The sequence below is a fragment of the Paraburkholderia sp. BCC1885 genome (assembly GCF_900996235.1).
Taxonomy (GTDB): Bacteria; Pseudomonadota; Gammaproteobacteria; order Burkholderiales; family Burkholderiaceae; genus Paraburkholderia.
On record NZ_CAAJGM010000252.1, the window covers coordinates 213,713 to 226,945 of the forward strand.

At 58.7% G+C, this 13,233-nt stretch carries 13 protein-coding genes; 5 read left to right on the top strand and 8 right to left on the bottom strand.

Annotated elements, in window-relative coordinates:
- Nucleotides 1-18: 18 nt before the first annotated feature.
- Nucleotides 19-660 (bottom strand): HD domain-containing protein, encoded by a 642-nt coding sequence (locus FQ755_RS33130; protein ID WP_144161346.1) that lies wholly within the window; start codon nt 658-660, stop codon nt 19-21.
- Nucleotides 661-983: 323 nt separating this feature from the next.
- Between FQ755_RS33130 and cfa the strand changes: the two genes are divergently transcribed.
- Nucleotides 984-2,159 carry a cyclopropane fatty acyl phospholipid synthase gene (cfa, locus tag FQ755_RS33135; RefSeq protein WP_144161349.1) on the top strand — a complete coding sequence of 392 codons (1,176 nt, stop codon included), beginning with the start codon at nt 984-986 and terminating at the stop codon, nt 2,157-2,159.
- Between the two features lie 48 nt (nt 2,160-2,207).
- Nucleotides 2,208-3,173 (top strand): GlxA family transcriptional regulator, encoded by a 966-nt coding sequence (locus FQ755_RS33140; RefSeq protein ID WP_144161351.1) that lies wholly within the window; start codon nt 2,208-2,210, stop codon nt 3,171-3,173.
- A 109-nt stretch (nt 3,174-3,282) separates the two neighbouring features.
- On the opposite strand, the gene FQ755_RS33145 is transcribed toward FQ755_RS33140, so the two are convergent.
- On the bottom strand, nt 3,283-4,107 hold the full coding sequence (locus tag FQ755_RS33145; protein WP_144161353.1) for a helix-turn-helix transcriptional regulator: 825 nt from the start codon (nt 4,105-4,107) through the stop codon (nt 3,283-3,285).
- Between the two features lie 257 nt (nt 4,108-4,364).
- Here FQ755_RS33145 and FQ755_RS33150 point away from each other — a divergent pair, with 257 nt between their 5' ends.
- On the top strand, nt 4,365-5,240 hold the full coding sequence (locus tag FQ755_RS33150) for a PhzF family phenazine biosynthesis protein (protein WP_144161355.1): 876 nt from the start codon (nt 4,365-4,367) through the stop codon (nt 5,238-5,240).
- Between the two features lie 64 nt (nt 5,241-5,304).
- On the opposite strand, the gene FQ755_RS33155 is transcribed toward FQ755_RS33150, so the two are convergent.
- The 6 genes from FQ755_RS33155 to glnH form a co-directional block, all read right to left on the bottom strand.
- A complete protein-coding gene (locus tag FQ755_RS33155) occupies nt 5,305-5,784 on the bottom strand; it encodes a RidA family protein (RefSeq protein WP_144161357.1) in 480 nt (159 codons plus the stop codon).
- A gap of 25 nt (nt 5,785-5,809) precedes the next feature.
- Nucleotides 5,810-7,246, bottom strand: coding sequence for an NAD-dependent succinate-semialdehyde dehydrogenase (locus tag FQ755_RS33160; protein WP_144161359.1), 1,437 nt, complete (start codon nt 7,244-7,246; stop codon nt 5,810-5,812).
- Between the two features lie 92 nt (nt 7,247-7,338).
- Nucleotides 7,339-8,400 carry an alcohol dehydrogenase gene (locus FQ755_RS33165; protein WP_144161361.1) on the bottom strand — a complete coding sequence of 354 codons (1,062 nt, stop codon included), beginning with the start codon at nt 8,398-8,400 and terminating at the stop codon, nt 7,339-7,341.
- 90 nt (nt 8,401-8,490) lie between these two features.
- Nucleotides 8,491-9,210 carry a glutamine ABC transporter ATP-binding protein GlnQ gene (gene glnQ / locus FQ755_RS33170; RefSeq protein ID WP_144161363.1) on the bottom strand — a complete coding sequence of 240 codons (720 nt, stop codon included), beginning with the start codon at nt 9,208-9,210 and terminating at the stop codon, nt 8,491-8,493.
- Nucleotides 9,207-9,860, bottom strand: a complete 654-nt coding sequence (locus FQ755_RS33175; RefSeq protein ID WP_144161366.1) for an ABC transporter permease subunit — start codon at nt 9,858-9,860, stop codon at nt 9,207-9,209. The genes glnQ and FQ755_RS33175 overlap by 4 nt, the downstream gene beginning before the upstream one ends.
- 37 nt (nt 9,861-9,897) lie before the next feature.
- On the bottom strand, nt 9,898-10,653 hold the full coding sequence (gene glnH / locus FQ755_RS33180; protein ID WP_144161369.1) for a glutamine ABC transporter substrate-binding protein GlnH: 756 nt from the start codon (nt 10,651-10,653) through the stop codon (nt 9,898-9,900).
- Between the two features lie 636 nt (nt 10,654-11,289).
- Here glnH and FQ755_RS33185 point away from each other — a divergent pair.
- Entirely contained in the window at nt 11,290-11,973 is a 684-nt protein-coding gene (locus FQ755_RS33185; RefSeq protein ID WP_144161372.1) for a M24 family metallopeptidase, read from the top strand.
- Nucleotides 11,974-12,072: 99 nt separating this feature from the next.
- Entirely contained in the window at nt 12,073-13,233 is a 1,161-nt protein-coding gene (locus FQ755_RS33190) for an NAD(P)/FAD-dependent oxidoreductase (RefSeq protein ID WP_144161375.1), read from the top strand.

Here is a 13,233-nt window from a genome sequence, read left to right on the forward strand (position 1 = left end):
CATTGGTGTAGAAACCGCTCAGGCGGCCCAGGCCGAGCCGCGGATCACGCTGCAGAAATTGCCGGCGTGGAAGTGCGGATCCTTGTCAGCGATCACGTCGGCCTTGACGTTGCCGAAGGTGGTATCCGGCTTGTGCTTGATGCCTTCGTAGAACGTCTGGATGATGTTCTCCTTGAAATTGTCGCCGCGCGGATGCGCCTGGACGACAGCCTCTCGTTCGACATCGCTGTACTCGGGATAGGTCAGACCCAGCACGTCCATTTCCACGCCTGCGGTGACGAGCGCGACGACGGGATGCATGTGCTGCGGAATACCCGGCGTGGTATGCAGCGCGATCGCCGTCCACACGGTATCGATGTCCTGCCGGCTGATTCCGTGGCTCTTCAGGAAATCGCGGGCGGCATTGGCGCCGTCCACCTCGAAGCGCTCGCATGCGCTGCTGTGCTTGTGGGTCAGGCCCATGTCGTGGAACATGCAACCACAATAGAGCAGCTCGGGATCGAATTTCAGGCCACGGTGCTTGCCTGCCAGTGCACCGAAGTAATACACGCGGCTGGAATGATGGAACAGGAGAGGCGACTCGGTATCACGGACCAGTTCCGTGACTTCGCGTGCGAGTTGGCTATCGGGGACGGCGATTCCGGCAACATTCATAGTCATGATTGACCTCCATTGACAACACCATCAATTCTGCTTGATCCGATAGCTGTCTTCAATAGACGTGATGCGACAAATCCCGCCATTTCGCGCGATTCACGGACACAACGCCAATGTTCGGAAACGTCGGAGACATTCTTGATGGCACACTCACACACGGCTCCCTGGGAGCAACAGTGCAAGGGGCATTATCTGGACTGAGGCTATTGAATCAATGTGAATATTAAATTTCACAAGTACGGTAGTTTCGGCCATAGTCCGACCCCAAAGCCGGTCGCCGACCAAAGGCTCTAACGGCAGGCACTACCCGTGTGACTGGAACAAATATGAAGCGTGAACAACGCCCCGCTAACCCGACTGAATATGACATTTCCAACCAGGCCGATCACGCACCAGCGATTCTGACGACACTGCTCGGGAAGGCAGGCGTAACAATCAATGGTGACAACGCCTGGGACATCCGGGTTTTCAATCGGGATGTCTATAAACAAGTCTTCTCGAGCTGGTCGCTTGGCCTTGGCGAATCATATGTGGATGGCCAGTGGGATTGCGAACAACTCGACGAGCTGTTCACGAGGTTGCTCCGCACCGATATCGACTCAGCCGCTGTCGGGACCGCGAAGTTCCGGCTCGCCTACGAGCACATCCGCCACCGCTGGTTTAATCTTCAATCGAAAGACCGCGCATTCCAGGTAGGCGAGCAACACTACGACGCAGGCAATGACGTATTCGAGGCCATGCTGGACAGTCGCATGATCTATTCATGCGGCTACTGGGCAAATGCAACGGATCTGGAGCAGGCGCAGTTCGACAAGCTGGACATGATCTGTCGCAAGCTGGAACTTCACGCCGGAGAAACGCTCCTGGACATCGGCTGTGGCTGGGGCGGACTTGCCAGGTTCGCCGCTGAACGATACGGCGTCAAGGTCACTGGCGTCACGGTCTCGAAGGAACAACTGGTGCTGGCCCGGGAACGTTGCAAAGGATGGCCAGTCAACCTGATCCTTCAGGATTATCGCGATCTGCAGGGGCGATTCGACAAGATCGTTTCCGTTGGCATGTTCGAGCATGTCGGGCCCAGGAATTACGAGACCTATTTCGATACCGTCAAGCGTCTGCTGGCACCGGACGGTCTGTTCCTGCTCCATTCGATCGGCCTCGCCTCGAGCAGCCAGGGAACCGATCCGTGGATCGACAAGTACATCTTCCCGAATGGAAAGCTTCCTTCAGCCCGCGAGATTACCGACGCCGTTGAAGGGCGTTTCATCATCGAGGACTGGCATAACTTTGGTCAGGATTACGATCGTACCTTGATGGCATGGTGGGATCGCTTCAACCAGGCATGGCCGCGCCTCGCGTCAAGCTACAGCAGGCGCTTCTACCTCATGTGGAAATATTATCTGCTGTGCTGCGCCGGATTTTTCCGGTCCCGGCAAGGTCAGCTCTGGCAACTCGTGCTGACCCACGCTCAGCGTAACGAAACCTATCGCTCAGTCAGGTAACAGAAAAATATCTGCGTCGCGCGTGTACGCACAAGGAGTATTGTTGAAATGAGCCGGGTAATCGGTGTGCTGGCCCTTCCGGGTGTGCAGTTACTGGACGTTTCGGGCCCGCTCGATGTGTTCGCCCAGGCGAACGTCGAAGCAGGCAAAGAGATCTACACACTGCGGATCATCGCCTGCGAAGCCGGTCCTATCCGCAGTTCCTCGGGTGCGCGACTGCTACCCGATACAGTCGCCCCTGAAGGGGGCACGCGTCTGGACACGTTGCTGGTGGCAGGTGCGCCCAACGCAGGAAAGATCGATCTCCCACCAAGGATCCTGAAGTGGCTCCGGACAACGGCCACCCGTAGCCGACGTTATGGCTCGGTTTGCACGGGAGCATTTATCCTTGCAGCAACGGGATTACTCGATGGCCGCCATATCACCACCCATTGGGCCGCAGTCGATGCCTTGGCCCATACCTATCCATCGCTACGAATCGACGAAGACGCCCTCTACGTACGCGACGGAAAGTTGCGGACCGCCGCAGGTGTGACGGCGGGACTGGATCTTGCCCTGGCGCTGGTCGAGGAAGATCTGGGCCGCGACATAGCAAGGCGCGTCGCCGGGCAACTGGTCATGTATTTCAAGCGACCAGGCGGACAATTGCAGTTCAGCCGCAAAGGGGAAACGCGTCCGGTGGGGCGAGCGGCCCTGCAGGAGGTTCAGCGCTGGGTCGCCGCCCACCCCGAACTCGATCACAGCATAACCGGCATGGCAGAGCACGCGGGACTCAGTCCCCGGCATTTTGCACGCCTGTTCCATGCGGAAGTGGGCATTACGCCGGCAGCCTGGGTCGAAGCGGCACGTGTAGCTGCTGCCCGCAATCTACTGGAAAATGGACACGACACCCCCAAGCTGGTGGCCGCCAAATGCGGGTTTTCCAACGTCGATACGCTGCGTCGAACCTTCCAGAAACACGTGGGGGTGACCCCCGCGGAGTACCGGAAACGACACATGGCACAGGTGGAGTAGCTGGCAAGGTTCGCGACGGGCAGCCTGCTTGACCGGCATAGCCAGAATCAGACGACCCGCGCCGATAATGCACTCATGAAGGACCGGTCGGACGGACACATACGCACAACTATCTCTTGAACGTACCTGGCAATGGTTTCCCGTACTTATCGAAGAGTCGGGCCAGATAAGAGGGTGAGTCAATGCCGACCGCGGTTGCAGCACCAATCACCGTCATGCCAGGCAATTCCAATAGCGAGGCGGCGCGAAGTACACGTTGTCGTGACCGATATTCGACTATGGACTCCCCAACCGTGTCCCGAAAAATCCGGGTGAGGTGACGTCTCGAGACGCCGAACTCACAGGCAACACGGTCAATATCAATACGTTCCGAGAGAGTCGCGTCGAGAAACTCCTTGATATCGGCAACCAGATTGCGTCGCACATCGGCACGGGGTCGCCGGCCCTCCTGCTCGCGCAAGGTCGCTTCGATACAGGCGGTTGCCACCACACGATCCAGCAGATCAACCCGATAGCTCGCGAGATCGCCATCAGGATTGGCCCTTTCCAGATATCTGAGGCGAACTGCACTCAGTAAAGACCCCGGCGCCGGCGACACGGTAACCCGGTCCGTCACCATCCTTCTGCGTGCCTTCTTTTCACAGAAGGTGACGAAATCGCTCTCGACATAGACCGCGATGTGCTCCTGCGCCCCGTGACCTGCATGCGTCTGATGCATGCGGTTTGGCGGAATGGCAGTAAAGGACCACGGTGCAATCCTGATTGACCTGCCATGGGTTTCGATGTCGAGCATGAGCAGCCCCACGCGCGGCAGCAAAAACATGTATTCCTCATGTTCATGCATGCGCGTGCTGTAATCGGAGATGGATACGCGCCGGACGGTCGATACCCGATCAGCGGGAACATGGGTAGATTTCGTCGGATAGCTTTTCATGATTTCGGCACCATTTTCGGACAAGCGCCACAGGAATACCGGTTCGCTGCCCACGCATTCCCAGTCGCACAACTACATGACCCGATCGTACTTGTCACCCGGCCCAATCGAAAGCGAAAAAAAACATCGATGACGGCATGCTTGTGACTCGGCTTCGCCGGGACTCGCAATCACGCCTCTCGACCACGTCGGCCTTTCCATTATTCGACTACAGCGACGGTTCTATTGACCTGCACGATTACATGAACGCAAACGCAATGAAAAGCAATGAACTCTACTTCGTCAACGTCTTTGCTGCGGGACCGCAAGGCGGAAACCCGGCACCCATCGTGCTTCATGCCGATGCTCTTTCGGATGTAGACATGAAGTCAATTGCCCAGAAATATGGGCACGAGAGCGCTTTCGTGTCCGAGCCGGTTGACCCCAGCCACACCTTTTGTTTCCGGTTTTTTGTACCCAATCACGAAATGGAGATGTGCGGGCATGCCACGCTGGGGGCGCTGTGGCTGCTTCGTCGCCTGGGCCGATGGACCTCCGGTCAGGCGATCATCGAGACCAAGAGCGGCCTTGTTGAGGCCCGCTTCGATCAAACAACACAGGTCATCGCAGTCAGCCAACCCAACGGCATTATCAGGACCGTCGACAACCCCTCGCTCGTCGAGGCAGCCCTCGACGTCCTCGGACTGGAACACCGGGATCTGCTGCATCCTGTCATCGTCAACGCCACGACCAGTCGGGCAAAGACACTTGTTGCGGTCAAGTCGGCCGAGCGCCTGAACACAATCCGGCCAAGGCTTGAAGCAGTACAGCATCTTTGCGAAGCGCTCGATTCGACCGGGCTTTATCCATTTGCGCTCGACAGCGAACGTCCGCTATCCCTGCACGCCCGGCAGTTTCCCCGTTCCTCCGGATATCCGGAAGATGCCGCAACGGGCATCGCTGCGGCTGCGCTACTGTATGGCGCGAAATATTATGACCTGCTGTCACCCGAGGCCACGGGCATTACGGTTTACCAGGGATTCGCCATGGGCAGGCCTTCGCGTATTTCTGTCTCATTCCGTGAACCACGCAATGTCCGCGCGGGATGCTGGATGAGCGGTCCGGTCGAACTGACGACGCTGGATCACGCGTAAACCCGAAGCGTGCTGGAAATCAGGTCGTTGGGGCGGAGCACGTAACCTTCTGTCCGCCCCACCCTCACCGGACGACCGCGTCCAGCTCGATTTCCACCCACGCGCCATCCGGCAGGCTGTTCACCCCGATAGCCGAACGCGCAGGTAATCGATGATCCGGAAAAGCAATTCGTAGCAATTCCGAAGCCGCATCCAGTACTGCTGTATGCGATCCGAAGTCGTCGGTTGATCGCACGAAACCCCGTAACCGGGTCACCTGCGCCACCGCCTGCAGATTTCCGCCACAGGCATCCCGTAGCGCTGCCAGGCTGTTAAGTATCGCGATGCGGGCGGCGTCACGCGGTACATCCAGCCCGGTTTCCCGTGTGCAGATACCGGCCCATGCGACGCCATCTACGCGGCATGTCTGACCGCTGACCGAAATGAATTGGGACTCACCTATTCGAGCGGTGCAATAAGGTGCGTAAGTCCCTTTGGGTTTCGGCGCACCAGGCAGCCGAAACCCCGCGGCCTCCAGCCGTGATTCGGGTGTAGCGTGGCCCATGGGATCAACCTGTTCACTCTGGGCGTCAGACATTCATCTGAGTAACGAACTTCGTGACCAGATAGCTTTCGATCGCTTCGGAGCCGCCCTCCGCGCCGTAACCAGATTCCTTCAAGCCGCCATTGGGTGTCTCGGGCAGAGCCAGACCAGCATGATTGATCGAGATCATGCCGCTCTCCAGCCCGTTCGAGATCCGGTGGGCCGAAGCGAGGGAACGCGTAAACGCGTACGCAGCGAGACCCACAGGGAGACGGTTCGCTTCCTTTATCGCGGCGTCCAGATCGGAGAACGGCAGTATCGGTGCGATCGGCCCGAACGGCTCTTCATTCATTACCTGCGCTTCAACCGGTACTTCGCCAATTACCGTCGGTGTGAAAAAATACCCCGCCCGGTCGATCTGCGTACCGCCTGTCACAAGTCGCGCACCCCGTGCAAGCGCATCCGCCAGCAGGCGCTCCATCGCATCCACGCGCCGACGATTCGCAAGCGGGCCCATGCCCGTAGTCTCGTCAAGTCCATCGCCTACGCGAAGTGCCCTGGCAACCACAGAAAACTCCTCGACGAACTGCGCGTAGACACGTTCATGCACCAGAAAGCGGGTCGGCGATATGCAAACCTGGCCGGCATTGCGGAACTTGCCTGCGGCCAATATACGCGCCGCGTTGCTGATGTCGGCGTCCTCACATACGAGGACCGGAGCGTGGCCACCCAGTTCCATCGTCATACGCTTCATATGCGCACCCGCCTGGGCAGCGAGCTGCTTGCCGACAGCGGTGGAGCCCGTAAACGTGATCTTGCGCACCACAGGATGCGCAATAAGATGCGTGGACATCTGTGCCGGATCGCCGAACACCAGCGCGATCACGCCTGGCGGCACACCGCCATCGGCAAATGCCTGTACCAGCGCGGCCGGCGAGGCAGGTGTTTCTTCCGGCCCTTTGGCGATAATCGAACATCCTGCAGCCAGTGCGGCCGAGATTTTCCGGACCAGCTGATTGATCGGGAAATTCCAGGGCGAAAATGCCGCCACCACACCGACCGGCTCACGCAGTACATTTTGTGAGACGAAGGTTGATCTCGGAGGAATCACGCGGCCATATGCGCGCATCGCTTCTCCCGCAAACCATTCGACAACATCGGCAGCCACCAGTGTTTCCAGACGCGATTCCGTCAAGGGTTTTCCCTGCTCGAGCGTCATCAGCGTTGCAATTGCCTCGATACGCTCGCGCAGCAGTCCAGCAACCGTATACATGATCCGCGCACGCTCACGTGCGGGCGTGCGACGCCAGATGTCAAAACCCCGCTCGGCGGCACTCAGCGCGTCTTCGAGATCCGTCGTGGTCGCACTCGAAACGGTGCCGATCACCACACCCGTTGCGGGATTCGTGACAGGCAACGTGGCACCTGTCGAGCCAGCTCGCCAATGGCCGTCGATGTAAAGCTGCGTATTGGGATAGTTCATGGATTACCTTCCTGATTCCCGCGGAGGGATGCATTACGCGGTCGGCGCACTGATGCACGCCGACCTCATTCGAAACAATGAACGCGCGTCGTTCAGGCCGCGTCCGTCCTGAGCACCAGACGTCCTGTAACCTTGCCGTCGCGCAGGCGCATCAGCGCAGCATTGGCTTCGTCCTGAGGTACCAGTTCGATCGGAATCGGCGCGAGTTTGCCGGCTTGAGCAAGTGCCACCAGCGCGCGCAAATCGTCCGGAGAGCCCACGAAACTTCCCTGCACGGTCATCGCACGCGTCGCCATCACCGGAAGCGCGAGCGTGATTTCACCGCCAAACAGACCCACCTGGATCAGTTTGCCACCCTTGCGCAGGGCATCGAACGAAAAACGCGCAGTAGCCGATCCGTTGACGAAATCGATAACCGCAGCGACCGGGCCACCACAAGCCTCGATGATGCGCTGCGCCACCTTCTCGCCGGAGCTGTCCACCACTGTGGTTGCACCGGCCTCGAGCGCGGCTGCCCGCTTTTCTGCGGAGATGTCTGCGACCACCAGATTGCGATGACCCATCGCGCGCAATACCGCAATCGCGTTCAGGCCCAGCCCACCCGCACCCACCAGCACCAGCGGTGCGTCAGGCGACATCGGCATGACCTTGCTTGCCGCCGAGTAAACCGTAATGCCCGAACAGGCATAGGTCGCGGCGACAGCTGGATCGAGCGAACCGGGATCGACCAGATGGCGCGGGTGCGGTGCAACGACGTGAGAACCATAGCCCCCATGCTGATAAACCCCGATGCTGCGAGGCGTCTGGCACATGTTGTCGTGCTCCGAGGTACATGCCTCGCATAAGCCACACCCGACCCAAGGGTAGACAATCCGGGTGTCACCGACCTCGACACCTTCCGCTTCCGGGCCAAGTTTAACCACGCGCCCGACGATCTCATGCCCCATGGCGAGCGGCAGCGTCATGCCACGTTCCACCATGCTCAGACGCTTGCCGCCGCCAAGGTCGTAATAGCCTTCCCAGATATGTAAATCCGAGTGGCAGACACCACAATGTGTCACTTCCAGCAACACCTGTGTTCCCGTCGGCTCAGGGGTCGGCATCGTGATCGAACGTAGCGGTTGCCCGCATTCGCATACAGCCCATGCTTTCATGCTCTTTACTCCAGAATCACTTCGTACAGGGATGGATCCGGCGGTCGCTCGCGGTTTGAATACCGGATTGCCACCTGACAAACGGATCAGTCAATGAATGTGTCGCAGAAAATCCTTGAACCGCTGGCTCGGCGGATGAGAAAGCAATTCGGGCGTGCCATCGTGAGCAATTCGTCCCGCGTCGGTAAACAGCAGCCGTGTGCCGACGCGCCGTGCAAATTCGATTTCGTGCGTTACCACGACCATCGTCATGCCGTCCGCAGCCAGTGCCTGCATAACGCGCAGTACCTCGTGACGCAACTCAGGATCAAGTGCCGAGGTCGGCTCGTCGAAGAGCATCAACTTCGGCTGCACTGCCAGCGAACGCGCGATAGCGACACGCTGCTGCTGTCCACCCGACAACTGGGACGGATAGTGATCGCGGCGCTGGCTCATGCCTACTTTCTCGAGCAGGTGCCCGGCAATTTCGGCAGCTTCAGCCTTCGACTGGCCTCGCGCACGAATCGGACCGAACATGACATTCTCCAGCGCCGTCATATGCGGAAAAAGATTGAACTGCTGAAAGACCATGCCTGCTTCAAGGCGTATCTGCCGCAAGTCGCGCGACGAACCTCGCACACTCAGCCCGTCCACGAACAGGTCGCCGTCGGATATCTGCTCCAGTCCGTTGATGCATCTGAGCATGGTCGACTTGCCCGAGCCGGATGGCCCGATCACGACCGCAACCTCCCCTTGCCCGATCTGCAGATCGATACGATCAAGAATCGTGACGTCTCCAAATCGCTTAACTGTTTTCTGAAACGAAATCATGGCGTGGCAATACCTCTCTCAACCAGACGCAGCATCGCAGCGATACAGGTGATCAGCAGTAGATAGATAACGGCGACCGTACTCCAGATCTCAATTGCCTTGAAATTGGAGGCCATAATCGCCTGCCCTTCGCGGGTCAGTTCAGCCACGCCAATCACGAGAAATATCGAGGTGTCCTTGACGCTCGCGATCACCTGGTTGCCGAGTGGCGGAATTGCGCGACGAAGCGCAAGCGGCGCGAGGACGTAGGTCAGGATGCGCCAGAACGGCAGGCCCATTGCAAGTGCTGCCTCGTACATGCCGCGGGGCACGCTCTGCAGGGCGCCCCGGAATATCTCGGCAAAAAAGGCGCCTGAATTCACAGCTATCGTCAGGCTGGCAGCAGCGAATCCGCTCATCTTGATGTCGGCCATCATCGGCAAGGCAAAGTAAATGAACATCACCTGCACAACAATTGGCGTGCCGCGGATCAACCCGACATAGGCATTGGCTACCGGAGTGAGGAAACGGCTATAGCTCAACACCGCACCGGCTACCGCACCGATAACCAGACCACCACAGATGCCGCACAGGGCAATCAGAATGGTCAATTTCAGACCACCGCCCAGATCGGGCAGAGCAGACGCGACCGCGCCCCAGTCAAAGTTCATAGTGTCTTCTCCATGCTTGATATGGGTTGGGCCAGACTCACGAGGGATCCTTGCCGAACCACTTCCTGTAAATCTGTTTATACCGGCCATCAGCCTTCATCCTTGCGAGCTCCGCGTCGACGGGGGCCACAAGCTTGCTGCCCTTCTGAAAACCGATACCGTATGCGTAACCATTCTCGAGCGGTGGCTCGATCAGACGGACCTTTCCCTTGCCTTCCGTGTTGGCGTAGTAAAGCAGGTTCGGTGTGTCATGCACCACGGCATCGACCCGGCCCGTCTGCAGTTCGAGCAGCGCATTGACAATGTTCGGATACTGGTGGATGTCGACGTTCTTGAGCGAGTGCTCGAGATAGTCGACGGTAGCTGTACCGGTCTCGGCACCGACGGATTTCCCCTGAAGATCAGCCGCAGTATTGAGGCCCCTGGTATCGACACGCACAACCGCGCTGTATCCGCTCTGGTAATAGGGATCCGAGAAGTCGATCACCTTCTTCCGTTCGTCCCGGATATACAGCCCGGCCAGCACGACATCGACGTTTCGGGTTTCGAGTGCCGGGATCAAACCGCTGAAGTCCATGGGCTGCAACCGCCACTTGATACCGAGTCCCCTGGCTATCTCGGTCCACAGATCGATGTCAAAACCGACATACTGATTGCCCTGTTTGAATTCAAACGGAAGAAACGAAGTGTTGCAGCCGACAACCACTTCGTCTTGCTGCGCGAAGACAGAGGGAGAGATAGAAGTAAGCAGCGCTGCTGCAACTGCACATTTGAATAAAACACGTCGACGCATGGTTGTCCCCTTTTCTGACGGTCTGCATTTATTGGAAGCAACGATTGTCCTGCGTCTTATTTTTTTCTTCGCTTAATTTTGGGCCACGTCGCGACGACATTTGGGCCATCGCGGAATTGAAAAGTTAACCTGTCGCGGAAAGCCGGATATGCCCGATGGACACAACCCACTTTAGCCATCGCCACAGCATCGGGACACACGCCGGCCTGTTCGCTGCATCCATGACGGATTCTGCTACGGGGAATATCTGCCCAACCGGCCAGTGATGATGCTGAAATACATGCGCCCACAACGGACACCCTGCCTGCATTCATCCATAGCTGCCTGAGTTCACCCGGCGATGCGCGTGGCGGCAACCCTGAAATCCGCCCGTCGCAACGGTGGATTTCCAGAAACGCCTGCGTGAAGACCGCCCTTAGCGACTCAAGCACGGGATCCTGCAACTACGACGACTCGTGCGCGAACCCGATCGTGGTGAACAGACCTTATAGACCTTATCGTCCTGCGGATGGCACGAAAACACGTCAATCTGTCCGTCAGCCGCGTCTCGAAATCATTTCCTCATCGACGTCAGGCATTCAGAATTTCGTCAGTCGTGAGGCACTTCCGCCCACGTATGCAACGGAGAGTTCGAAGATGAGCGAAATTCTTGCATCGGCCGAGCGTGTCGGCCCAGCGTTTTCCGTCGATGGCATGCTGCTGGCACGCCAGAAGACCCGCGAAGCCATTCGCCAGATCGCGGCAAACGTCAAGCCCGGCATGGTCGAGGAAGATGCAGTGGAAATGGCCAAGAGTGTTCTCGTCGGGTCCGGCCTGGCCCTGAGCTGGCATCCGACTCGTGTGCGCTTCGGCAGCAACACGATCAAGCCGATGAAGCAGGCGTCAGTTCCCGGTGTCGTCCTCCAGGAAAACGATATCTTCTTCGTCGATATCGCCCCCCGCGTCGAGTCCTGGGAAGGCGACGGCGGCGCATCGTTCGTCATCGGGCACAACGAGACCTATGAGCGCTGTGCGCGTGATGCGGAGCGCCTGTTCCATGAAGTTCGTGGTGTCTGGGAAAACAAGAAGCTGACCGGCCAGGCACTGTACGCCTATGCCGACGAGACGGCACGCTCGATGGGTTGGGAACTGAACTTCGATCTGCCAGGCCACCGGGTATCGGATTTCCCGCATGCCACGATCTATACCGGATCGCTCGCAGACCTCGACGCTACGCCGTCTGCCATGCGCTGGATTCTGGAGATTCATCTCCGTGATCCGCAGAAGCGGTTCGGTGCTTTCTTCGAAGACATGCTGCTCGACGACGAGTTCTACAGCTAGGCAGCACGACCAGACAGCAGCGCCTGCCAGTACCGGTCCAGTACGAAGGCAGGCACCGCAGTTCTTTCACCCCATTCCAGCAAGGAAAGTCACGGTCTTATGAAAAACAGGCGGATTGTCATTGTCGGCAGTGGACTGGGCGGTTATTCCATCGCTCAGGAACTGCGAAAGCGGGACGACAACCTGAACATCGTCCTTGTCACCGGAGAAGCCGGCGCCAGCTATTCGAAGCCCATGCTGTCGAATGCGATCGCACAGCAGCGACCGGCCGCGCAATGGATCACATCCTCATCCGAGGCGATGGCAGCACGTCTGAACCTGACCTTGAAGAGCCGGGAACAGGTCGTCTCCATTGATGTCGCGAACCGGCGTGTCGAAACATCGGCGGCCCATCTCGACTACGACGCGCTTGTCCTTGCGACCGGTGCCGAACCGGCCAGACCGCCCGTTGCCGGCGACGCCGCTCAGGATGTACTGGTCGTCAACGACCTCGACGACTACACCCGCTTCCGTGAAGTTGTCGAAGGTGCGCAGCGCGTTCTGCTGATCGGTGCAGGCTTGATCGGCTGCGAATTCGCCAACGATCTGCTCCACGCCAATATCACGCCCATTGTCGTCGATCCCGGCCCTCGTCCGCTGGCTTCGCTCGTCCCCTCCGAGACTGGCCTCGCACTACAGCGTGCGCTCGAAGCCGGCGGTGTCCAGTGGCACTTCGGAAAGACGGTGCAATCGATCACGGCAGCAAATCCTGGTTATGCAGTGACCCTCGACAACGGAGAAATCGTCAAGGTCGATGCAGTCCTGTCTGCCATCGGCCTGCGACCACGGACTCAACTCGCCCGGGCCGCCGGCCTGCGCGTCAATCGCGGCATTGTCGTGGACAATTACGGTTGCAGCAGTCATCCGGATATCTATGCCATTGGAGACTGTGCGGAGTACCCTGATGGACTCCATCCGTTCGTGCGTCCCATCCTGGTTGCAGCGAAGGCCATGGCGGCCACGCTCCTTGACACGCCGACGCCCATCGTCCTTCCCACGCTACCGGTTACCGTAAAAACGCCGCTCCATCCTGTGGTCGCCCTGCCTCCCGAGGCCGGAATAGTCGGCGCCTGGATCTCCGAGTCCGATGGCGAGAACAGCCATCTCGTCTTCTGGAACAACGAGGGCAGCATCTCCGGATTCTCGCTCAGCGGGACGTCGTCATCGGCGCGTGCCCAGGCGTTGCTCAAGCAGATCAGCGTACAACCGGCACATGCCTGA